The 22,068-nt window shown below is 63.9% G+C and carries 16 protein-coding genes and 1 pseudogene; 10 read left to right on the top strand and 7 right to left on the bottom strand.

The window, feature by feature from the left end:
• Window positions 1-12: 12 nt before the first annotated feature.
• The 4 genes from AC3IYG_RS20665 to AC3IYG_RS20650 all read right to left on the bottom strand — a co-directional run bounded on the left by AC3IYG_RS20665 (window position 13) and on the right by AC3IYG_RS20650 (window position 3,569).
• Window positions 13-492, bottom strand: coding sequence for a thioesterase family protein (locus AC3IYG_RS20665; protein WP_489311347.1), 480 nt, complete (start codon window positions 490-492; stop codon window positions 13-15).
• Between the two features lie 106 nt (window positions 493-598).
• Window positions 599-1,564 (bottom strand): L-carnitine dehydrogenase, encoded by a 966-nt coding sequence (locus tag AC3IYG_RS20660; RefSeq protein WP_489311346.1) that lies wholly within the window; start codon window positions 1,562-1,564, stop codon window positions 599-601.
• A 90-nt stretch (window positions 1,565-1,654) separates the two neighbouring features.
• On the bottom strand, window positions 1,655-2,539 hold the full coding sequence (cdhC, locus tag AC3IYG_RS20655) for a 3-dehydrocarnitine:acetyl-CoA trimethylamine transferase CdhC (protein WP_489311345.1): 885 nt from the start codon (window positions 2,537-2,539) through the stop codon (window positions 1,655-1,657).
• A gap of 88 nt (window positions 2,540-2,627) precedes the next feature.
• Entirely contained in the window at window positions 2,628-3,569 is a 942-nt protein-coding gene (locus tag AC3IYG_RS20650) for a choline ABC transporter substrate-binding protein (protein WP_489311344.1), read from the bottom strand.
• Between the two features lie 322 nt (window positions 3,570-3,891).
• Here AC3IYG_RS20650 and AC3IYG_RS20645 point away from each other — a divergent pair.
• The 8 genes and pseudogenes from AC3IYG_RS20645 to AC3IYG_RS20610 all read left to right on the top strand — a co-directional run.
• Window positions 3,892-4,885 (top strand): annotated as a pseudogene (locus AC3IYG_RS20645) (GlxA family transcriptional regulator); the annotation flags it as partial.
• A 154-nt stretch (window positions 4,886-5,039) separates the two neighbouring features.
• Entirely contained in the window at window positions 5,040-6,017 is a 978-nt protein-coding gene (locus AC3IYG_RS20640) for a dipeptidase (RefSeq protein WP_489311343.1), read from the top strand.
• A gap of 155 nt (window positions 6,018-6,172) precedes the next feature.
• Entirely contained in the window at window positions 6,173-6,703 is a 531-nt protein-coding gene (locus AC3IYG_RS20635; protein WP_489311342.1) for a DUF5943 domain-containing protein, read from the top strand.
• 99 nt (window positions 6,704-6,802) lie between these two features.
• Window positions 6,803-8,863: a dimethylglycine demethylation protein DgcA gene (gene dgcA / locus AC3IYG_RS20630; protein ID WP_489311341.1), complete on the top strand. Its 2,061-nt coding sequence runs from the start codon at window positions 6,803-6,805 to the stop codon at window positions 8,861-8,863.
• A gap of 156 nt (window positions 8,864-9,019) precedes the next feature.
• The gene (dgcB, locus tag AC3IYG_RS20625; protein WP_489311340.1) at window positions 9,020-10,969 is read left to right on the top strand and encodes a dimethylglycine demethylation protein DgcB; all 1,950 of its coding nucleotides are present in this window, start codon (window positions 9,020-9,022) and stop codon (window positions 10,967-10,969) included.
• Between the two features lie 160 nt (window positions 10,970-11,129).
• Window positions 11,130-12,353 (top strand): electron transfer flavoprotein subunit alpha, encoded by a 1,224-nt coding sequence (gene etfA / locus AC3IYG_RS20620; protein ID WP_489311339.1) that lies wholly within the window; start codon window positions 11,130-11,132, stop codon window positions 12,351-12,353.
• A gap of 47 nt (window positions 12,354-12,400) precedes the next feature.
• Entirely contained in the window at window positions 12,401-13,174 is a 774-nt protein-coding gene (gene etfB / locus AC3IYG_RS20615; RefSeq protein WP_489311338.1) for an electron transfer flavoprotein subunit beta, read from the top strand.
• A gap of 280 nt (window positions 13,175-13,454) precedes the next feature.
• Entirely contained in the window at window positions 13,455-15,080 is a 1,626-nt protein-coding gene (locus tag AC3IYG_RS20610) for a methyl-accepting chemotaxis protein (RefSeq protein WP_489311337.1), read from the top strand.
• 122 nt (window positions 15,081-15,202) lie between these two features.
• Here AC3IYG_RS20610 and gbcA read toward each other — a convergent pair whose 3' ends face one another.
• Complete coding sequence (gene gbcA, locus AC3IYG_RS20605) at window positions 15,203-16,495, bottom strand: glycine-betaine demethylase subunit GbcA (protein WP_489311336.1); 1,293 nt, start codon at window positions 16,493-16,495, stop codon at window positions 15,203-15,205.
• 391 nt (window positions 16,496-16,886) lie between these two features.
• Between gbcA and gbcB the strand changes: the two genes are divergently transcribed.
• Both gbcB and gstA read left to right on the top strand, forming a co-directional pair.
• Window positions 16,887-17,987 carry a glycine-betaine demethylase subunit GbcB gene (gene gbcB, locus AC3IYG_RS20600; RefSeq protein ID WP_489311335.1) on the top strand — a complete coding sequence of 367 codons (1,101 nt, stop codon included), beginning with the start codon at window positions 16,887-16,889 and terminating at the stop codon, window positions 17,985-17,987.
• A gap of 154 nt (window positions 17,988-18,141) precedes the next feature.
• Entirely contained in the window at window positions 18,142-18,747 is a 606-nt protein-coding gene (gene gstA, locus AC3IYG_RS20595; protein ID WP_489311334.1) for a glutathione transferase GstA, read from the top strand.
• 74 nt (window positions 18,748-18,821) lie between these two features.
• Here the strand turns inward: gstA and AC3IYG_RS20590 are convergent, their stop codons facing one another.
• Window positions 18,822-19,559 (bottom strand): substrate-binding periplasmic protein, encoded by a 738-nt coding sequence (locus AC3IYG_RS20590; RefSeq protein WP_489311333.1) that lies wholly within the window; start codon window positions 19,557-19,559, stop codon window positions 18,822-18,824.
• A gap of 410 nt (window positions 19,560-19,969) precedes the next feature.
• Window positions 19,970-22,015 carry an elongation factor G gene (gene fusA, locus AC3IYG_RS20585; RefSeq protein ID WP_489311332.1) on the bottom strand — a complete coding sequence of 682 codons (2,046 nt, stop codon included), beginning with the start codon at window positions 22,013-22,015 and terminating at the stop codon, window positions 19,970-19,972.
• Between the last annotated feature and the right edge of the window lie 53 nt (window positions 22,016-22,068).

Genomic DNA, 22,068 nt, shown 5'->3' with positions numbered 1-22,068 from the left:
TGGTCCTGTTATTCAGGATGGCAGTGCGATCACCCGCCCGGCGTGGCTCGGCCGGGGCAGGTCGGCCTGGGCGCTGGCCAGCGCTTCGACCTTGGCCAGCACCGGCGCACTGAACGGCGCCGAGCGCGGGCCGGCGAGGTCGACGTGCAGCAGCATCTGTTCGCTGACCGCCAGGGCTTCCCCGGTACCTGGCAGGTGCAGGCTGTGATACAGGTGCAGGCGTTTGCGGTCGTGGCCGAGCAGTTGGGTGCGGACTTCCACCGTGGCCCCTTCTTTCACTTCGTGCAGGTAGTTGATGTGGCATTCCAGGGTGAACAGGGAATTGCCACTGGCCTCGCGATTGCCGCTGTCGAGGCCGATCTGATCCATCAGGGCATCACCGGCATAACTGAAAATCAACAGGTAGAAGGCATCGCGCAGGTGGCCGTTATAGTCGACCCAGTCGTGGATGATCTGGGTCTGATAGGTGGTAAGCGGTGCGCTGGCTGGCATATGCGGGACTCCTCTGGTGTTATCTGGTCTGTAGGCGCGGGGCATGCCCACGATCAACCCAATCGCGGGCATGGCCCACTCCTAAGGGTTCTGTGCATCGCCAGGGTCACTCGGCAAACGCGAAGCCGTGTTTGGCCTTGGTGGTTTTCAGTGCATCGAGTACCGCCAGCAGGCAATCATCACGATAGCGCTCCAGCTCGGCGATGCTGCGTTCGCCCTGTTGCGCGCTGGTGCCTTCGACCACGCTGTCGATCAGGGCGTCGGTCAGCTCGGGTGCCGGCAGGTAGGTCCAGGGTAGCTTAAGCGCCGGGCCGAACTGGGCCATGAAATGGCGCATCCCGGCATCGCCGCCGGCCAGGGTGTAGGTCAGGAAACTGCCCATGAACGACCAGCGCAGGCCGGCGCCGAAGCGGATCGCATCGTCGATCTCGCCGGTGGTCGCCACCCCGTCGTTGACCAGGTGCAGCGCCTCGCGCCAGAGCGCTTCGAGCAGGCGGTCGGCGATAAAACCGGGAACTTCCTTGCGCACGTGCAAGGGGCGCATCCCCAGTGACTCATAAACCTGGATCGCCGCCTGCACCGCTTCCGGCGCGGTTTTCACGCCGCCGACCACCTCCACCAGCGGCAGCAGGTACACCGGGTTGAACGGGTGACCGACCACGCAGCGCTCGGGGTGCGTGGCGTCGGCGTAGAACTCGCTCGGCAGCAGGCCCGAGGTGCTTGAGCCGATCAGCACATTAGGCCGCGCGGCGGCACTGATCTTGGCGTGCAGGTCGAGTTTCAATTCGAGTCGTTCGGGGGCGCTTTCCTGGATGAAGTCGGCGTTCTTCACGCACTCCTCGATGGTGGCGACGAAGCGCAGACGCTCCTGGTCGGCGCCGAGGGCCAGGCCCTGTTTCTTCAGTGCCGGCCAGGCGTTGGCGACGCGCTGGCGCAGTGCCGCTTCGGCGCCGGGCGCCGGATCCCAGGCGACCACATCAAGGCCATGGGCGAGGGCGCGGGCGACCCAGCCGCTGCCGATAACGCCACTGCCGAGGGCGGCGAAGGTTTTGATTTCGGTGATAAAAGCCATGTTGGCTCCTTTGCGCGAGAGTTTGGTGTTTCCCTCTCCCCCGGCCCCTCTCCCGGAGGGGAGCAAAACGGTTCGGGAGGAGGGCGCTAGTCAGCGGTGCTTGAGGCCCATCTTCACGCGGCCCTCGGCCGGGCTGAGGATGCGCGCGCCGAGGCGGGTGAGAATCTCGCTGACCCGTTCGACCAGTTGGCCGTTGCTGGCCAGCACGCCTTTGTCGAGCCAGAGGTTGTCTTCCAGGCCGACCCGCACGTTGCCGCCGAGCAGTACGGCTTGGGCCGCCATCGGCATCTGCATGCGGCCGATGCCGAAGCCGGCCCAGGTGGCGCCGACGGGCAGGTTGTCGACCATGGCTTTCATGGTGGTGGTGTCCGCCGGCGCGCCCCATGGGATGCCCAGGCACAGCTGGAACAGTGGGTCGTCGAGCAGGCCTTCCTTGATCATCTGCTTGGCGAACCACAAGTGGCCGGTGTCGAAGATTTCCAGTTCGGCCTTCACGCCCAGCTCGGTGATGCGTTTGGCGCCCACCCGCAGTTGCGCCGGGGTGGAGACGTAAATGCTGTCGCCATCGCCGAAATTCAGGGTGCCGCAGTCCAGGGTGCAGATTTCCGGCAACAGTTCTTCGACATGCGCCAGGCGGGCCAGTGGACCGATCAGGTCGGTATTCGGGCCGAACTCCATCGGCCGCTCGCCGGCACCGATTTCCAGGTCGCCGCCCATGCCGGCGGTGAGGTTGACGATGATGTCGACGTCCGCCTCGCGGATGCGCTCCATCACTTCGCGGTACAGGGCCACGTCGCGGCTGAACTTGCCGGTCTCGGGGTCGCGCACGTGGCAGTGGACCACGGTGGCGCCGGCCTTGGCGGCTTCCACGGCGGCGGCGGCAATCTGTTTGGGGGTGATCGGCACCAGGTGGCTTTTCCCGGTGGTGTCGCCAGCACCGGTCAGTGCGCAGGTGATGATGACGTCATGGTTCATGTCGGACTTCCTTCAAGCGTGATTTTTACAAGCGTGGTTGTCCCGTGCGCAGCCAGGGTCGGCTGCGCGGGCGTGGTACACCGATGGATTAAGGCGTGGCGCTGAGCTGCAGGTGTTCGGCGCCCGGCTTGCCGTCGAAGGTGGTCACACCGTCGAGCCAGCGCTTCTGGTCTTGCGGATGATCCTTGAGCCATTGCTTGGCCGATTCGAACGCATCTTTGTGATCGAGCAACGGCTGCATCATCTTGCTTTCGTCCTCGGCACTGAACGTCAGGTTGCTCAGCAGGCGACCGATGTTCGGGCAACGGCTGGCGTAGTCCGGCGCGGTGACGGTCCAGACGGTGGCCGAGCCTTCGTTCGGGCCCAGCGCGTCGTCGCTGCCGGTGAGGTAGGTCATCTTCTGGTTGACGTTCATCGGGTGCGGCGCCCAGCCGAAGAACACAATGGCTTCGTTGCGCTTGACCGCGCGGCTGACGGCCGAGAGCATCCCGGCTTCACTGGATTCGACCAACTGGAACTTGCCGAGGCCGAACTGGTTCTTGGCGATCATGTCCTTGATCTGGGTATTGGCGCCCGAGCCGGGCTCGATGCCGTAGATCTTGCCGCCCAGTTCCTTTTCGAAGGTGGCGATGTCGGCGAAGGTTTTCAGGCCCTTGTCCGCGAGGTACGTCGGCACCGCCAGGGTGGCCCGCGCATCCTTCAGGCTCGGGGCGTCGAGCACCTTGACCTGCTTGGCGTCGACGAAGGGGGTGATGGTCTGGGTCATCAGCGGGTTCCAGTAGCCGAGGAACAGATCCAGGCGTTTGTCGCGAATGCCGGCGAAGATGATCTGCTGCGAGGCGCTGGTCTGTTTGGTCTGGTAACCCAGGCCGTCGAGCAGCACCTGGGTCATGGCGCTGGTGGCGATCACGTCGGTCCAGTTGACCACGCCCATGCGCACCTTCTGGCACTCGGCTGGTTCGGCGGCGTACAGGGCACTGCTGGTGAGCATCAGCAAACAGCAACTGACGTGGCGAGCTACTTTTTTCATCTGGGCTCCCTCATGCGGCTGATTCCTTTCCGGGGCGAAGCAGTCTTCGGTTGTCGGCGCTTACGTCATGGTTTGCAACTGATGGGCGGTTGCAACTGCTGCGCGGGCGTCGAATCCAGCTTCGCCGGAAGCGGAATACTTATTGTCATTGGTGTGGCCGGCAGTACTGCATCACCAGCTGGAGCCAAAATTACGCAGTGGGCGAACGCCGCAAACGCACCTGAGCGACCAGCTCTTGCACGGTAGCGACCTGATGGATTGCTAAAGCGCCGCGACTCGCGTAAGCCGTGAATACGCTGGCCAAATTTCGAGCACGCCTGCCATGTCCCAAGACTTCTGGTTCCTGTTGCTGCCCGGTTTTTCGGTGATGGGCTTCGTCTCGGCCGTCGAGCCGTTACGGGTGGCCAATCGCTTTCGTGGCGAGTTGTACCGCTGGCATGTGCTGAGCCTGGACGGCGGCCCGGTGCTGGCCAGCAATGGCATGTCGATCAACGTCGATGGCGCGCTGGAGCCGCTCAAGCGCGGCGCCACGCTATTGGTTGTAGCCGGCTTCGAGCCACTGCAGACCTATACCCCGGCGCTGGAGCATTGGCTCAAGCGCCTCGACCGCGAGGGCGTGACCCTGGGCGGCATCGACACCGGCAGTTTCGTGCTGGCCGAAGCCGGCCTGCTCGGCGGCCATCGGCTGACGCTGCACTGGGAGGCGATTGGCGCCTTCCAGGAGTCCTACCCGAACCTGGACGTGACCCAGGAGTTGTTCGAGATCGACCGCACGCGGATCACCTCGGCCGGCGGCACCGCGTCCATCGACCTGATGCTCGACCTGATCGGCCAGGCCCACGGCGCCGAGCTGGCGGTGCAGGTTTCCGAGCAGTTCGTGCTCGGCCGCATCCGCCCACGCCAGGACCACCAGCGCCTGCAGATCGCCACGCGCTACGGTGTCAGCAACAAGAAGTTGGTGCAGGTGATCGGCGAAATGGAGCGGCATACCGAGCCGCCGCTCAGCACCCTGGAGCTGGCCGAAGGCATACAGGTGACCCGGCGCCAGCTGGAACGGCTGTTTCGCCTGCATCTGCAGGACACGCCGTCGAACTTCTACCTCAATTTGCGCCTGGACAAGGCCCGGCAACTGCTGCGGCAAACCGAGTTGAGCGTGCTGGAAGTCGGCCTGGCCTGCGGTTTCGAGTCGCCGTCGTACTTCTCGCGCAGCTATCGCGGGCGTTTCGGCTTCTGCCCCAGCCAGGACCGTCAGGGCTTGTCAGCACGCTCCCGGCCGACCGGCGGGCTGCAGATCGGCGCCGCGCACTAGCCTGGGGAGGCCGACGGTCGTCGCTTTGACGCTTTCGACAATTCCCCTGTCGTTTTTGCGCGATAGCGGCGCATCCCCCAGGGATATGCTGACCCCAAAGCGCCGCTAGAAGATTCGGCGCACCGAACTCCCAGCTCCAGCCAAATACAGGGGACCGCCTGATGAGCCCAGCCGAACTGCACGCCGACAGCATCGTTATAGACGGGCTGATCATTGCCAAATGGAACCGCGAACTCTTCGAGGACATGCGCAAGGGCGGCCTGACCGCCGCCAACTGCACCGTGTCGGTGTGGGAGGGTTTCCAGGCCACCGTCAACAACATTGCCGCCAGCCAGAAGCTGATTCGCGACAACGCCGACCTGGTGATCCCGGTGCGTACCACCGCCGACATCAAGAAGGCCAAGGAGCAGGGCAAGACCGGGATCATCTTCGGCTTCCAGAACGCCCATGCTTTCGAGGACCAGCTCGGTTACGTCGAGGTGTTCAAGCAGCTCGGCGTCGGCGTGGTGCAGATGTGCTACAACACCCAGAACCTGGTCGGCACCGGCTGCTACGAGCGCGATGGCGGGCTGTCCGGCTTCGGCCGCGAGATCGTCGCCGAGATGAACCGCGTCGGCATCATGTGCGACCTCTCCCACGTCGGCGCGAAGACTTCCGAAGAGGTCATCCTCGAATCCAGCAAGCCGGTCTGCTACTCCCACTGCCTGCCGTCCGGGCTGAAAGAGCACCCGCGCAACAAATCCGATGAGGAGCTGAAGTTCATTGCCGACAATGGCGGCTTCGTCGGCGTGACCATGTTCGCGCCGTTCCTCGCCAAGGGGATTGATTCGACCATCGACGATTACGCCGAAGCCATCGAATACGTGATGAACATCGTCGGTGAAGACGCCATCGGTATCGGCACTGACTTCACCCAGGGCCACGGCCAGGACTTCTTCGAGTGGCTGACCCACGACAAGGGCTACGCCCGCCGGTTGACCAACTTCGGCAAGATTATCAACCCGCTGGGTATCCGCACCGTCGGCGAATTCCCCAACCTCACCGAAACCCTGCTCAAGCGCGGCCACCCCGAGCGCGTGGTGCGCAAGATCATGGGCGAGAACTGGGTAAGCGTCCTTAAAGACGTCTGGGGCGAATAAGCACAACTCGAACGTAGGGTGGGTTAGCCGAAGGCGTTACCCACCAACCGGTCGACCGGGCCGTCCAAGGCGATGCCTGGGGGCATCGATGGTGGGTTACGCCGCTATGCGGCTAACCCACCCTACATATCAAACCGAATTCCGAGATTCTCACCATGGCTAAAATCGCCCCGCAACTGCCTATCGAAGTCGACAGCGAAACCGGTATCTGGACCAGCGATGCGCTGCCGATGCTCTACGTGCCGCGGCATTTCTTCGTCAACAACCATATCGGCATCGAGGAAGTGCTGGGCGCCGAAGCCTATGCCGAGATCCTCTACAAGGCGGGCTACAAGTCGGCCTGGCACTGGTGCGAGAAAGAAGCCGAATGCCACGGTCTGCAAGGCGTGGCGGTGTTCGAGCACTACATGAAGCGTCTGTCGCAACGCGGCTGGGGTCTGTTCAAGATCCAGGACATCGACCTGGAAAAAGGCACCGCCAGCGTCAAGCTCGAACACTCGGCGTTCGTTTACGTCTACGGCAAGGTCGGACGCAAGGTCGACTACATGTTCACCGGCTGGTTCGCCGGCGCCATGGACCAGATCCTGGCGGCCAAGGGCAGCGCGATCCGCACCGTCGCCGAGCAGGTCTACGGCGGTTCCGAAGAAGGCCACGACGACGGCCTGTTCGTGGTGAAGCCGCTCTGAAAACAACCGTACGTGGGAGGGGCTTTAGCCGCGACAGCATCGCCGCTAAAGCGCCTTCCACAGAGAAACGCTAGACCGCTTTTCCGTGAGGGTGCCGTAATGGCTTTCGAAGCAATGTTCCAGCCGATCCAGATCGGCAAACTGACCATCCGCAACCGTGTGCTCAGTACCGCGCACGCCGAGGTGTATGCCACCGACGGCGGCATGACCACCGAGCGCTACATCAAGTATTACGAGGAGAAGGCCAAGGGCGGTATCGGTCTGGCCATTTGCGGCGGCTCCTCGGTCGTGGCCATCGACAGCCCGCAGGAATGGTGGAGTTCGGTGAACCTGTCCACCGACCGGATCATCCCGCACTTCCAGAATCTGGCCGACGCCATGCACAAGCATGGCGCCAAGATCATGATCCAGATTACCCACATGGGTCGCCGCTCGCGCTGGGATGGCTTCAACTGGCCGACCCTGATGTCGCCGTCCGGCATCCGTGAACCGGTGCACCGCGCCACTTGCAAAACCATCGAGCCGGAAGAAATCTGGCGGGTGATCGGTAATTTCGCCCAGGCGGCTCGCCGCGCCAAGGCCGGTGGCCTGGACGGTGTCGAGCTGTCCGCTGTGCACCAGCACATGATCGACCAGTTCTGGAGCCCACGGGTCAACAAGCGTACCGACGAGTGGGGCGGCAGCTTCGAGAAGCGCATGCGTTTTGGCCTGGAAGTGCTGAAAGCGGTGCGTAAGGAAGTGGGCGACGATTTCGTGGTCGGCATGCGTATCTGCGGCGACGAGTTCCACCCGGACGGCCTCAGCCATGAGGACATGAAACAGATCGCCAAGTACTACAACGACACCGGCATGATCGACTTCCTCGGCGTCGTCGGTTCCGGCTGCGACACCCACAACACCCTGGCCAACGTCATCCCGAACATGAGCTACCCGCCGGAGCCGTTCCTGCACCTGGCGGCCGGGATCAAAGAAGTGGTTACGGTGCCAGTGTTGCACGCGCAGAACATCAAGGACCCGAACCAGGCCACGCGGATTCTCGAAGGTGGCTACGTGGACATGGTCGGCATGACGCGCGCGCACATCGCCGACCCGCACTTCATCGCCAAGATCAAGATGGGCCAGGTCGACCAGATCAAGCAGTGCGTCGGCGCCAACTACTGCATCGACCGCCAGTACCAAGGGCTCGATGTCCTGTGCATCCAGAACGCCGCGACCTCCCGTGAATACATGGGCGTGCCGCACATCATCGAGAAAACCACCGGCGTGAAACGCAAGGTGGTGGTGGTCGGCGGTGGCCCGGCCGGGATGGAAGCCGCGCGTGTGGCGGCCGAGCGCGGCCACGACGTGACCCTGTTCGAGAAGAAGGACGCCCTCGGCGGGCAGATCACCACGGCCTCGAAAGCGCCGCAGCGTGACCAGATCGCCGGGATCACCCGCTGGTACCAGCTGGAGCTGGCGCGCCTGAAGATCGACCTGCGCCTGGGCACCGGCGCCGATGCGGCAACCATCCTCGACCTGCGCCCGGATGTGGTGGTGCTGGCCAACGGCGGTCACCCGTACCTGGAACAGAACGAACACTGGGGCTCCGCCGAAGGTCTGGTGGTCAGCAGCTGGGACGTGCTCGACGGTAAGGTCGCGCCGGGCAAGAACGTGCTGGTCTACGACACCATTTGCGAATTCACCGGCATGTCGGTGGCGGACTTCCTCGCCGACAAAGGCTCGCAGGTCGAGATCGTCACCGACGACATCAAGCCGGGCGTGGCCATGGGCGGCACCTCATTCCCGACCTACTACCGCAGCATGTACCCGAAAGAAGTGATCATGACCGGCGACATGATGCTGGAGAAGGTCTATCGCGAGGGCGACAAGCTGGTCGCGGTGCTCGAGAACGAATACACCGGCGCCAAGGAAGAGCGGGTGATCGACCAGGTGGTGGTGGAAAACGGCGTGCGTCCGGACGAAGAAATCTACTACGCGCTCAAGGCCGGTTCGCGCAACAACGGCCAGATCGATGTCGAGGCCCTGTTCGCCATCCAGCCGCAGCCGTGCCTGAGCGAGGCGGGCGAGGGTTACCTGCTGTTCCGCATCGGTGACTGTGTGGCCCAGCGCAATACCCATGCGGCGATTTATGACGCGCTGCGGCTGTGTAAGGACTTTTAACGGCACCCGTAGGGTGGGTTAGCCGCGTAGCGGCGTAACCCACCAATCGGATCACCGAGCCGACCAAGGCGATGCCTGGCGGCATCGATGGTGGGTTACGCCTTCGGCTAACCCACCCTACGTGGCAGCTTTCCGGTCCCGCGAAGGAGACCAACGATGTTGAACACCATTCTCCCTATCCTGCTGTTCACCGCCCTGGCGCTGGCCGTTCTCGGTGCGGTGAAACGCATGCTGTTGTGGAATCAGGGCAGACCCTCGAAAGTCGACCTGCTCGGCGGCCTGCTGGCCATGCCGCGTCGCTATATGGTCGATCTGCACCATGTGGTTGCCCGCGACAAATACATCGCCAACACCCACGTGGCCACCGCCGGCGGCTTCGTGCTGGCGGCGCTGCTGGCGATTCTGGTGCATGGCTTCGGCCTGCATAACCGCATCCTCGGTTTCGCCCTGCTGGCGGCCTGTGTACTGATGTTCGTCGGTGCGCTGTTTGTCGCCAATCGGCGCAAAAATCCTCCGGCGCGCCTGTCGAAAGGCCCATGGAACCGCCTGCCGAAAAGCCTGCTGATGTTTTCCGCCAGCTTCTTCATCGCCACCTTGCCGGTGGCCGGCATTCTTCCGGCGGATTTCGGTGGCTGGATGCTCGCCGTGATCCTCGCTGTCGGCGTGGCCTGGGGCGTGTCGGAAATGTTCTTCGGCATGACCTGGGGCGGGCCGATGAAGCACGCCTTCGCCGGCGCCCTGCACCTGGCCTGGCACCGCCGCGCCGAGCGCTTCGGCGGCGGTCGCTCGACCGGCTTGAAAGCTCTCGATCTGAACGATCCGAAGGCGCCGTTGGGGGTGGAAAAACCCGCGGACTTCACTTGGAACCAACTGCTCGGTTTCGACGCCTGCGTGCAATGCGGCAAGTGCGAAGCCGCCTGCCCGGCGTTCGCCGCCGGGCAGCCGCTGAACCCGAAAAAACTGATCCAGGACATGGTCGTCGGCCTGGCCGGCGGCACCGATGCCAAGTTCGCCGGCAGCCCTTATCCGGGCATTCCGCTCGGTGAGCACAGCGGCGGCCCGCATTTGCCGATCGTTTCATTGCAAGGCAAGGCCTTGGTGGATGCCGAGACCCTCTGGTCGTGCACCACCTGCCGCGCCTGCGTCGAGGAGTGCCCGATGATGATCGAGCACGTCGATGCCATCGTCGACATGCGCCGCCACCTGACCCTGGAAAAAGGCGCGACGCCGAACAAGGGCGCCGAGGTGCTGGACAACCTGATCGCCACCGACAACCCCGGCGGCTTCGCTCCTGGCGGGCGGATGAACTGGGCGGCGGACCTCAACCTCGATCTGCTCAGTGAGAAGAAAGCCACCGACGTGCTGTTCTGGGTCGGCGACGGCGCCTTCGACATGCGCAACCAGCGCACCCTGCGCGCCTTTGTCAAAGTGCTCAAAGCGGCCAACGTCGACTTCGCCGTGCTCGGCCTGGAGGAGCGCGACAGCGGCGACGTGGCACGCCGGTTGGGCGACGAGGCAACCTTCCAGCAATTGGCCAAACGCAATATCGAAACCCTGGCCAAGTACCGCTTCAAACGCATCGTCAGCTGCGATCCGCACAGCTTCCATGTGCTGAAAAACGAATATGGGGCGCTCGGTGGCAACTATGAAGTGTTGCACCACAGCACCTACATCGCCGAACTGATCGCCGCTAAACAGCTCAACCTCGGCCAGCACAAGGGCGGTAGCGTGACCTATCACGACCCCTGCTACCTCGGCCGCTACAACGGCGAGTATGAAGCGCCGCGCACTGTGCTCAATGCCATCGGCATCGAAGTCAAAGAGATGCAGCGTTCGGGCTTTCGTTCGCGCTGCTGCGGCGGTGGCGGCGGTGCGCCGATCACCGACATCCCCGGCAAGCAGCGGATTCCCGATATGCGCATGGTCGATATCAAGGAAACCGGTGCCGAACTGGTGGCCGTCGGTTGCCCGCAATGCACGGCGATGCTCGAAGGGGTGGTCGAACCGCGCCCGCAGATCAAGGACATCGCCGAGCTGGTGGCCGATGTGTTGATCGACGCTGCGGCCGCTACGCCGGTCAAGCGCGAAGCAGCGGGGGTGCAGTGATGAAAGCCGCAGGTTTTAACTCCCCTCGCCCATTTATGGGTGAGGGGGCGGGGGAGAGGGTGCTTTGCGGCGACCCTCTCAGCCGTTTGCAACCCACTCTCCCTAGCCCTCTCCCCCGTGGGTGCGAGGGGACTGATCCTGCATGCTTGGAGTTGCCCGCATGAGCGACATCATCCGCCGAGACCCGCGTGCCGAATGGATCGCGCGCAACCGCCTGCATCCGCTGCATGCGGCCATGCAGCGCAGCGAAACCAGTTGGATGGGCCCCAACGGGCTGATTCGCAAGAATCCCCATGCGCTCGGTTTCATCGGCCCCAACGGGATCAAACGCATTGACCGCAGCGGTGCCCAGCAGGGTGGTGCCAACAAGCGCACGACCCAGGCCGCCGTGGTACAGCTGCCGCTGCATGTCATCGCCCAACCGCGCTTCCACATCGTGGTCGTGCCGGACCTGGTCGGTGGCCGCCTGACCAGCCACGACCGCGACCTGCTGGGTCTGGCCCGCAGCTTGGCCGGCGACGAGGGTGCGGTGCTGGCGGTGGTGTTCGGCGAGCACAAGGAAACCGGCTTCGATGTCGCCGGTGTCGACCGCCTGCTGCAGCTCGAGGGCGCGGAATATTCCGGCTACTCGCCCGAGCAACAGGTCCAGGCGCTCGGCGCCGTGGAGCGGCAGTTCCAACCACGCCATTGGCTGCTGCCGGACAGCCGCAGCGGGGGCGGCGAACTGGGGCGGCGCCTGGCTGCGGTGCTGGGCGAGCGCCCGGCGACACGGGTCTGGCAGGTTACCGAGCAGCAATGCATCGGCCGTGCCGGCGCCGGTCGCGAAGACCTGGTGCGGCCGCTGGCGCGCTTGATCCTGGCGGCGGGCGAATGTGCCGAGCCGGTCAGCGACACGCGCCATGAGGCGCTGCCGGTTACCCTGGAACAGCCCATCGCCCGCAGCCTGCCACGCATCGAGGACCTCGGCGCGGTGGCGGTCGACCCGGCGGCAACGCCGATGGCCGAGGCCGAATTCATCCTTTCCGGCGGCAACGGCGTCAAGGACTGGGCGCAGTTCCACCGCGCCGCCGAGGCTCTCGGCGCGACGGAGGGCGCCTCGCGGGTGGCGGTGGACGATGGCCACATGGCGCGCAATCGTCAGGTCGGCGCCACCGGCACCTGGGTCACCGCGCGGGTCTACCTGGCGGTCGGTATTTCCGGCGCGATCCAGCACCTGCAAGGCATCGGTGGCTGCGACAAGGTGGTGGCGATCAACCTGGACCCCGGCTGCGACATGATCAAACGTGCCGATCTGGCCGTAATCGGCGATTCCGCCGCGATCCTCGCCGCGCTGATCCAGCGGGTGGCCGAGCACCGTGCGGGAGGTGACCGCGATGCGGCGTGAAGCGGTTTACTGGATTCCCGCCTGCGCGGGAAGGACGGAGTGCTGTCATGACTGACCTGAACATTGTCGCCCTGGTGTCCGTCGGTGCGCACCCGACTTCCGGGCGCGCCCGCCGCGCCGAGCAGGATGCCCGCGCGGTCGAGCTCGGCTTGCGCCTGGCAGGCGAGCACTTGCAGGTGCTGCATGCCGGCGACACCCGGGAAGAAGCCCTGCGCGCTTATTTGGGCATGGGCCTGAGCGAACTCAGCGTGCTCGAGCAGCCGCGCGGCGCCGATGCTTTGCCGGTACTGGTCAGCTACCTGCGCGAGTCCGGCGCCCAGCTTGTACTCACGGGTAGCCAGGCGGAAACCGGCGAAGGCTCGGGGATGCTGCCCTTCCTGCTGGCGGAACAGCTCGGCTGGCCGCTGGTGGTGGGCCTGGCTGAAGTGGAGCGGGTCGAGCACGGCGTCGCCCAGGTGTTGCAAGCCTTGCCACGCGGTCAGCGGCGGCGGCTGAAGGTGCGACTGCCGTTTCTCGCCAGTGTCGATAACGCCGCGCCGACCGCTCGGCAAAGCGCCTTCGGCCCAGCCCGGCGTGGCGTGTTGCAGGCCGAAGAGGTCGAAGTGGTCGACGATGCCCTGCTCGCCGCCGCGCAGTTTCAGCCGGCCCGACCACGGCCCAAACGCCTCAAGGTGATCAAGGCGAAAACCGGTGCCGAACGGATGAAAGCCGCCACGGCCAAGGCGGCCGGCGGCGGTGGGCAGGTGTTGAAAGACCTCAGCCCGCAAGACGGCGCCGAAGCCATCTTCAAGTTGCTGCTCGAAGAAGGCGTGCTGCGCTAGTCAGCCCGATCGCTCCGCTCTGAAGTGACGGACGCGCTCCCGATAACAGGGCGCGCGTGCCCGTGCGTGGCCGACGCAATCGCCGCGGGTGCTGGGTTTGCGACCGGCACCAGCAGCCCCGCGAGCATGGCAACGGTTCTTCTGGCAGAGCCGTTCAAGTACGACCGTTCTATGTCGATACCCCTATCAGGTTGCCAGCGATGCGCTCATTCCATTCGTAGCAGCCCCTCTCTCGCCAAATGGACCTTGAATACGGGTCAGCACCGGAAGGAACCGTGATATGACGCTGCGTAATCTCAATATTGCCCCCAGGGCTGCCTTGGGTTTTGGCCTAGTGGCCTTGTTGGTGTTTGTCCTCGGCGGTTTTGCCTTGTTGCAAATGGCCAGCATGCGCAAGAGTACGGTCGAGGTGGACGAAAACTGGTTGCCCGGCCTATTGGCGCTCGACCATGTCGCTCAGAATGCACTGCGCCTGCGGACGATCACCTTGCGCTTGTTGCTCAACCGTGACGAAGCGGCCCTGCGAGATAACAGCGCCCGTGCCGAGCAATTGAAAGCCGAGCTGAGCAAGGCCCGAGACCACTATGAAACACTGATATCCAGCCTTGAAGAGCGCGCGCTGTACCAGCGCTTCGAGGCTGCAGAAACGCTCTACCTCCAGGAGCAGGGTAAGATCATGGCGTTCTCGCGCCAAAACCTGCTCGACAAGGCGCTCGCCATTGCCAGCGGTGAGATGAATACGCACGCCGACAATATGGCTCGCGCGCTCGTCGAGTTGAGTGAGCTCAATGAGCAGGGGGCGACCCAGGCGGCGACCCAGGCCTCGGAGGTATTCCACAGCGCGCGCATCGGGGTCATCGTGGCCATGCTGCTGGCGGGCCTGCTCACGATAGTGCTGGCCATGCTGCTGACGCGCAGCATCGTCACCCCGCTGGCGCGGGCGGTGGCCGCTGCGCAAATGGTGGCCTCGGGCAACCTGACCGACGAAATCGTGGTGGATGGCACGGATGAGCCGGCGCGTTTGCTCGGTGCGCTGAAAACCATGCAGCAGAGCTTGCGCAACACCATCCAGGGCATTGCCGACTCCTCCAACCAGTTGGCGTCCGCCTCGGAAGAGCTCAGCGCCGTAACCGAAGACTCGACTCGTGGCCTGCATCAGCAGAACGGCGAAATCGAGCAGGCGGCGACCGCGGTAAACCAAATGACCACCGCCGTGGAAGAGGTGGCGCGCAATGCGGTGATCACCTCCGAAGCCTCGCGCGAGTCGGACCGCACCACCCAGCGTGGCCGCGAACAGGTACGGCAGACCGTTGACTCGATCTCCAACCTGTCTGAAGACGTGACGGCGACGGCGGATCAGGTCGAGCAGCTGGCCGACAAGGTGCGCGATATCAGCAAGGTGCTCGATGTGATTCGCTCGATTGCCGAACAGACCAACCTGCTGGCCCTCAACGCCGCCATCGAAGCCGCCCGTGCGGGCGATGCCGGGCGCGGTTTCGCGGTGGTCGCCGATGAAGTGCGGGCCCTGGCCCATCGCACCCAGCAGTCGACCCGGGAAATCGAGCAGATGATCGGTGGCATCCAGCAGGGCACCGATCAGGCGGTCAGCGCCATGCAGAATAGTAATCAGCGCGCCCGTTCGACCCTGGATGTGGCCAAGGCCGCGGGCCTGGCGCTGGAGGAGATTTCGACGGCCATCGCGGCGATCAATGAGCGCAATCTGGTGATTGCCAGCGCTTCGGAAGAACAGGCGCAAGTCGCCCGCGAGGTGGACCGCAACCTGATGAATATCCGCGACCTGTCGCTGCAGAGCTCAGCCGGCGCCAACCAGACCAGCGCCGCCAGCCAGGAGCTGTCGCGCCTGGCGGTGGGCCTGAACAGCATGGTGGCGCGTTTCAAGGTGTGAGGCGGTTTACTGGGTCCTCGCTTTCGCGAGGATGACGGCGCCTAGGCCCGGACAGTGCGTCCGGATGTACAAAAAAGCCCCCGCAACCATCGGCTGCGGGGGCTTTGCGTTTGCGGCGGGTGTTACTGGCTCTTGATCCCGCGCAGGTAGGCGGCTGGTGCTGCGCCGAGGTTGTTCAGCAGGCGCTCGCTGTACCAGTCGACGAAGTTGACCACGCCGAACTCGTAGGTCTTCGAGTACGGGCCCGGCTGGTAGGCGGTGGAGTTGATGCCGCGCTGGTTCTCTTCGGCCAGACGGCGATCCTGGTCGTTGGTCGCATCCCAGACCTCACGCATGCGCGCCACGTCGTAATCCACGCCTTCAACCGCGTCCTTGTGCACCAGCCATTTGGTGGTGACCATGGTTTCCTGGGCGCTGATCGGCCACACGGTGAAGACGATGATGTGGTCGCCCATGCAGTGGTTCCACGAGTGCGGCAGGTGCAGGATGCGCATCGAACCGAGGTCGGGGTTCTTGATCCGGCCCATGAGCTTTTTGCAGCCTTGCTTGCCGTCCATGGTCATCGACACGGTGCCCTTGAGCAGCGGCATGCGCACGATGCGGTTACGCAGGCCGAAGCTGGCGTGGGCATACGGAATTTTTTCAGCGTCCCAGGCAGTGGCGCAGGCGGCCACGTGATCCTTGAAGGCCTGGTCGGCGCGGGGGTCGGTGACGTCGTCCCACTCCAGCAGGGTTTTCAGCAATTCCGGGTGCGAGCCGCTGCAGTGGTAGCACTCGCGGTTGTTTTCCAGCACCAGTTTCCAGTTGGCCTTTTCCATCAAGGTGGTTTGCACCGCCACCTTGGTGTTCTCCATGTCGTAGGGCTCCATGTAATGGGCCAGGGTGGAGAGGAATTCGTCGATGGCCGGCGGGTTCTCGGCCAGGGAGATGAAGATATAGCCGCCGGCGGTCTTTACGTTCACCGGCTTGAGGCCGTACTGCTTCATGTCGAAGTCGGCGCCCATTTCGGTGCCGGCGAACAGCAGGCGGCCGTCCAGCTCATAGGTCCACTGGTGGTAGTTGCACACCAGTTTGGCGACCTTGCCCTTCTCGCTGGTGCACAGGCGTGAACCGCGATGGCGGCAGACGTTATGGAAGGCATGCACCACGCCTTCGGCGCCGCGGATGACGATGATCGGGTTCTTGCCGATCTGCAGGGTCAGGTAGTTACCCTTGGTCGGGATCTCGCACGTCATGCCGGCGATCAGCCATTCCTTGTGGAAGATCTCCTGCATATCGATATCGAACAGCCGCTCGTCACTGTAGAAAGGTTGCGGCAGCGAATAGGTGCGTTCGCGGTTCTGCAGCATTTCGGCGGTGGCCTTGCGTGCTGGTTCCAGCGGATCGCCCAAACTCAGGGTAGTGGTGACATCCATCGGTAAGTCCTCATGGCTGGTCGCGGCAGGCGGCCAGCGAAAAAGTGGCGGTTACGGTGTGCACGCAAGGCGCTGTGGTCGCGCTCTGATTCGGCCGCTGGCAGATACTCCGGGCTAGGGCTCGACTGGATTGGAGTGTGGCGTCGGGCGGGTTCGGGGCCTTATCCATGGGCGACATGCTCGCATCCGTTTCCGACGCGCCAAGCCCGGTGGTTAGGGGCTGGTCGCGATAAGCATGTGGATGTCGCAGATAGGTAAGTGGGCACTTATTGCCTTGCCCACAATCGCTTCCATCAGCCTGAATCAGCGTTTCTGCTGGCGGGCGCTTGCCCAGCTGCGCCCTGAGCTATCGTTGGCGCAGGGGCACTCTAATATGGCGCGGGAGCGAAGCATGTCCAACACCTTCCTTAATCCGGTCAACACCCAGACCTGGGCCAACGGCCGCCATCTGGTGCGTTGCGTCAAGGTGATCCAGGAAACCTGGGATGTGCGCACCTTCTGCTTCATGGCCGATCAGCCGATCATGTTCTTCTTCAAGCCGGGGCAGTTCGTCACCCTGGAGCTGGAGATCGACGGCCAGCCGATCATGCGCTCCTACACCATCTCCAGTTCGCCGTCGGTGCCCTACAGCTTCTCGCTGACCATCAAGCGCGTGCCGGGCGGCAAGGTGTCCAACTGGCTGCACGACAACATGAAAGAGGGCGACGAGTTGCCCGTTCACGGCCCGGTCGGGCTGTTCAACGCCATGGATTTCCCGAGCGACAAAGTGCTCTACCTCAGCGGAGGGGTGGGAATCACGCCGGTGATGTCGATGGCGCGCTGGTTCTTCGACACCAACGGCAATGTCGACATGGTCTTCGTGCACAGCGCCCGGGCGCCGCGCGACATCATCTACCACCGCGAGCTGCGCCACATGGCTTCGCGGATCAACAACTTCAGGTTGCACCTGATCTGCGAGCGCTACGACATCGGCGAAACCTGGTCGGGATATCGCGGCTACCTCAACCAGAAGATGCTCGAACTGATCGCTCCGGACTTTATGGAGCGGGAAGTCTTCTGCTGCGGGCCGACACCCTACATGAACGCGATCAGGCGCCTGCTCGAAGCCAACGGCTTCGACATGAAGCGCTACCACGAAGAGTCTTTCGGCGCGACGCCGCCGGAAGCCCGTGCCGATGCCATCGAGCACGCCGAGCAGGCCGCCGAGGCGCCGGAGGTGGATGCCGCCGACCTGCATCAGGTGGAATTCACCAATACCGGCAAAAGCATCCGCGTGGCGCCGGGTGAGACGGTGCATGCCGCTGCCGCCAAGCTCGGCCTGCATATTCCCAAAGCCTGCGGCATGGGTATCTGTGGCACCTGCAAGGTGATGAAAACCGCCGGCGAGGTGGCGATGGAGCACAACGGCGGGATCACCGATGAAGACGTCGCCGAGGGTTACATCCTCTCCTGCTGTAGCGTGCCGAAGGGCGATGTGAGCATCGAGTACTGAGGCGCGGCCAGGCAGGGCAACGAGGGGCGCAGAGCCTTACGCAGGGCTGATCTACGCTGAATGAGTCACGCGCGGGCGTTGCTGCGAAGGTTCTGGCAGCACTCGCGCTCAGCCCGGTCTGCGGGCTGTCACTCACCCCTGCGGAGTCATAGCCATGAAGCTTTACTACTCACCCGGTGCCTGCTCGCTGGCCATCCACATCGTCCTGCTTGAGTCCGGCTTGCCCTTTGCCCTTGAGCGGGTCGATACCTCAACTCACAAGACCGAAACCGGTGCCGACTTTTACAGCCTCAACCCCAAGGGCTATGTACCGCTGCTGGAGCTGGACAATGGTGAGCGGCTGAGCGAGGGGCCGGTCATCGCCCAGTACATCAGCGACAAAGCCGGCAATACCGATCTGATGCCCACCGCCGGAAGCCTGGCGCGCTATCGCGTGATGGAGTGGCAGAGTTACCTCAATTCTGAGGTGCACCAATCCTTTTCGCCGCTGTTCAACCCGGCTTTCGACGCGGCGAGCAAGGCGATCTTCGCCGGTCGCCTGCAAAAGAAATTCAGCTGGCTCTCCGAGCAATTGCGCGGCAAGCAGTATCTGACCGGCGACAGCTTCACCGCCGCGGACGCTTACCTGTTCACGCTTGCGGGATGGGCGCCGTATATCAAGCTCGAACTGCCGAACAGCGAAGAACTGCAAGGCTATCTGCAACGGGTAGTCGCCAGGCCGACGGTGCAAAAAGCCTTGAAGACAGAAGGCCTGCTCTGAGAGCCAGTGCCAGGTTCTGTACGAAAAATGCCTCAGCAGGCAGGAGAAGGGCGGCGCGGACTTAGCCCGGCCGCCTAGTCCTTCAGGTACTTGTCGTAGATTGCCTGGTAGCGACCGCTCTGTTTCAAATGTTGCAGGCCGGCATTGAAGTCGTCGCGCACCTTGATGTCGCGGAAGATCGGCCGGTAGTCGTTCGGGTTCAGCTCCTCGAAGTGCTGCTCTTCGATCGGCTGGGGCTGGAGGCCTCGCTCTTTCTTCAGCTTCAACGAGAAGTACTTGAAGATGTTGCGGTCGCTCAGCACCACGTCCTGTCGGCCTTTCTCCAGGCTCAGCACCTGGGTTTCCTGGTCGGGTTGTTCGTGGTAGTTGCCGGCCGCATTCACCGGGTCCAGCCATTGCGGGTAACGGTTCAGCGCGCCCTGGAAGGCGATCACGCTGAGGCCGTCGAGGTCAGCCGGCTGGCGGATCTTCAGCTGTCTGGCCTTGAGCGTGATGAACACGTTGTCATAGAACACCGCCGGGTCGCCGTAATGGCCGCCATGCAGCGTCAGGTCCTGGCCCAGGTCGGTCATGGCCGCATCCACTTCGCCGATCCGGAAGGAAAACGGTACCCGGGCGAAGGGGACGTAGCGTGGCTTGAGCACGTGGCCACGGTAGGCCAGTGCCTCGCCGATCACCTCCAGCTCGATGCCGGTATTGGTTTCGGGAAAGCAGTAGGGTGGAATCTTCTCGCCAAAGGCCATGCTGACTTCGACCGCGTGCGCGGCTGGCGCACTCGCCAGGAGTGCCAGAAGGAATGCCAAACGTTGCAATAGAGATCCTTATCGAAATCAACGAGCGGCGCCCGCAAGGCGGTGGGCGCCGGTCTTTAGCCATCGCAGTCGGTTTTGTGTCAGTGGCGAATTATCGCGGTAAAGCCTGCGCCAGTCGCCTGGAACTCCGTCACAAACTCGACACATTGCGCGCTGTCCTCGGGCCATGCCAGGGAGCTTACAGGACGGGCGACGACCGGTGTATGGCAGCGCAGCAGCGCCGTGGTCGCGTTCGGAGCGCGCGGTTGTTTACGGCCGGCGGCTTCGAGCCGGAGCGCTGTCCCGCTAACGGTCTGGGGTGGGCGCTGGAAAGGGAGGGTTTTGGCCGGTCGTGCGCGTGTGCGGCCGGGTATGGAGTGCATAAGCTTCCGATTAAGCCGTGACGGCAAGCGCTCGGCTTGGCTGGCCGCTCAGTCATCCTCGCGCTCGGCCCTGTAACCGGCGGCCAGGCGCTGCTGCACCTCCTGCGGCACGTTGTTGTAGTGGCTCAGCACCAAGGTGTAGGCGCCCTGCCCGGCGGTGATGGATTTGAGCCGGCCGCCATAGTCGTCCAATTCGGCCAATGGCACCTGGCCGCGGATCAGCACCATGTTCTGCGACAGCGTCTCGGTGCCGGCCACCTGACCACGGCGGCCGATCAGGTCGGTGGTGATGTCACCGAGCCTGGCTTCGGGCGTGGTGATCTCGATGGCGACGATCGGCTCCAGCAGGATACTGCCCGCCGCCCGCAGACCGTCGAGCATGGCCTTGCGCCCGGCCGCCTGGAAGGCGATGTCCTTGGAGTCGACCGAGTGGCTCTTGCCGTCGTAGACCGTGACTTTCACATCCTCGACCGGGTAACCGGCCAGCGGCCCGGCCATCAGCATCGAGCGCACGCCTTTCTCCACCGAGAGGATGAACGGCCCCGGGATCACGCCGCCCTTCACTTCGTCGACGAACTCGAAGCCACTGCCGCGCGGCAGCGGCTCCACGCGCAGGAACACTTCACCGAACTGGCCGGCGCCGCCGCTCTGCTTCTTGTGCCGGCTATGGCCCTCGGCCTTGCGGGTGATGGTTTCCCGGTAGGGCACGCGGGGCGGCTGGGTTTGAACCTCGAGCTTGTAGGTGCCGGCCAGGCGGTCGAGCAGGTAACGCAGGTGCAGTTCACCCATACCGCGCAGCACGGTCTCTTGGGTGCTCGGGTGGTAATCGAGCTTCACGCAGGGGTCTTCGATCAGCAACCGGTGCAGCACTTCGGATATCCGCTGTTCGTCGCCGCGCCGCTTGGCCTCGATGGCCAGCCCCTGCATCGGGGCGGGGAAAGCCAGCGGCTTGAGGTGGATGGCATCCTCGTCGTGGGAATCATGCAGGACAGCGTCGAACTCGATCTCGTCGACCTTGCTGATTGCGCCGAAGTCGCCGGGTATCAGCCGCGTCACTTCGTCATGGCGCTTGCCCTGCATGCGCAGCAGGTGGCCGACCTTGAACGGCTTTTTGCCATCGCCGATGAACAGCTGCATGTCGCGCTGCAGCGTGCCTTGGTGCACGCGAAACACGCCGAGCTTGCCGACGAAGGGGTCCATCACCACTTTGAATACATGGGCCAGCACATGGCGGTCCGGGTCGGGTACTGAACGAAAGGGTTTCGCCGCCGCGCCTTCGCCCTTGAAGAACAGCGGTGGGTTGCCTTCGAGCGGGTTGGGCGCGAGCCGCGCGAGGATCTCGAGCAGCTCGCCGATGCCGGCGCCGCTGCGGCCCGAGACGAAGCACAGCGGGATCAGATGGCCTTCGCGCAGCGCCCGCTCGAAGGGCGCATGCAGCTCCTCCGGGGTGATTTCGCCTTGTTCCAGGTAACGCGCCATCAGTTCTTCGTCGACTTCGACCACCTGATCCACCAGCGCCTGGTGCGCCTCGGCCACCGACGAGAAGTCCGCCTCGCCAGCCGGATTGAAGAAGCAGTCCACCACCCGGCTGCCGCACGCGCTGGGCAGGTTGATCGGCAGCACCTCCTTGCCGAACGTCGTGCGCAGGTCGGCGACCAGCGTCGGCAGGTCGATCCGCTCGGCATCGATCTTGCTGACCACCAGCATCCGGCATAGCCCGCGCTCGCCTGCCGCGTGCATCATCCGCTGGGTGGTCAGTTCGATACCGGTTTGTGCATTTACCATGACCAGCGCGGTTTCCACCGCCGCCAGCGCGGGAATCGCATGGCCGATGAAGTCGGGAAACCCAGGGGTGTCGATCAGGTTGATCTCGGCGCCGGCGTGGCTGAAGTGCACCAGCGCCGCCGCCAGTGAATGACGGTATTCGCGCTCCATCGGGTCGAAGTCGCAGACCGTGTCGCCACGCTCCAGCGTTCCAATCACCGGGATGGCGCCGCTGCGCTGGAGCAGCGCCTCGACCAGGGTGGTCTTGCCGCTGTCGCCATGGCCGAGCAGGGCAACCGCACGAATGTTCTCGACCGAATAGTTCGCCATGACGGGCTCCAAACGCTAAGTGTTTGCAGTATAGGCAGGCTGCGCCGGGGCGT

The organism is Pseudomonas sp. KH_027, assembly GCF_057838565.1.
This window is presented reverse-complemented; position numbering and strand designations above follow the sequence as displayed.

What these genes read in the sequence shown, in the direction of transcription:
- AC3IYG_RS20665 (WP_489311347.1), bottom strand. Translation starts at nt 492, where the DNA reads ATGCCAGCCAGCGCACCGCTTACCACCTATCAGACCCAGATCATCCAC.
- AC3IYG_RS20660 (WP_489311346.1), bottom strand. Translation starts at nt 1,564, where the DNA reads ATGGCTTTTATCACCGAAATCAAAACCTTCGCCGCCCTCGGCAGTGGC.
- cdhC (WP_489311345.1), bottom strand. Translation starts at nt 2,539, where the DNA reads ATGAACCATGACGTCATCATCACCTGCGCACTGACCGGTGCTGGCGAC.
- AC3IYG_RS20650 (WP_489311344.1), bottom strand. Translation starts at nt 3,569, where the DNA reads ATGAAAAAAGTAGCTCGCCACGTCAGTTGCTGTTTGCTGATGCTCACC.
- AC3IYG_RS20640 (WP_489311343.1), top strand. Translation starts at nt 5,040, where the DNA reads ATGAGCCCAGCCGAACTGCACGCCGACAGCATCGTTATAGACGGGCTG.
- AC3IYG_RS20635 (WP_489311342.1), top strand. Translation starts at nt 6,173, where the DNA reads ATGGCTAAAATCGCCCCGCAACTGCCTATCGAAGTCGACAGCGAAACC.
- dgcA (WP_489311341.1), top strand. Translation starts at nt 6,803, where the DNA reads ATGGCTTTCGAAGCAATGTTCCAGCCGATCCAGATCGGCAAACTGACC.
- dgcB (WP_489311340.1), top strand. Translation starts at nt 9,020, where the DNA reads ATGTTGAACACCATTCTCCCTATCCTGCTGTTCACCGCCCTGGCGCTG.
- etfA (WP_489311339.1), top strand. Translation starts at nt 11,130, where the DNA reads ATGAGCGACATCATCCGCCGAGACCCGCGTGCCGAATGGATCGCGCGC.
- etfB (WP_489311338.1), top strand. Translation starts at nt 12,401, where the DNA reads ATGACTGACCTGAACATTGTCGCCCTGGTGTCCGTCGGTGCGCACCCG.
- AC3IYG_RS20610 (WP_489311337.1), top strand. Translation starts at nt 13,455, where the DNA reads ATGACGCTGCGTAATCTCAATATTGCCCCCAGGGCTGCCTTGGGTTTT.
- gbcA (WP_489311336.1), bottom strand. Translation starts at nt 16,495, where the DNA reads ATGGATGTCACCACTACCCTGAGTTTGGGCGATCCGCTGGAACCAGCA.
- gbcB (WP_489311335.1), top strand. Translation starts at nt 16,887, where the DNA reads ATGTCCAACACCTTCCTTAATCCGGTCAACACCCAGACCTGGGCCAAC.
- gstA (WP_489311334.1), top strand. Translation starts at nt 18,142, where the DNA reads ATGAAGCTTTACTACTCACCCGGTGCCTGCTCGCTGGCCATCCACATC.
- fusA (WP_489311332.1), bottom strand. Translation starts at nt 22,015, where the DNA reads ATGGCGAACTATTCGGTCGAGAACATTCGTGCGGTTGCCCTGCTCGGC.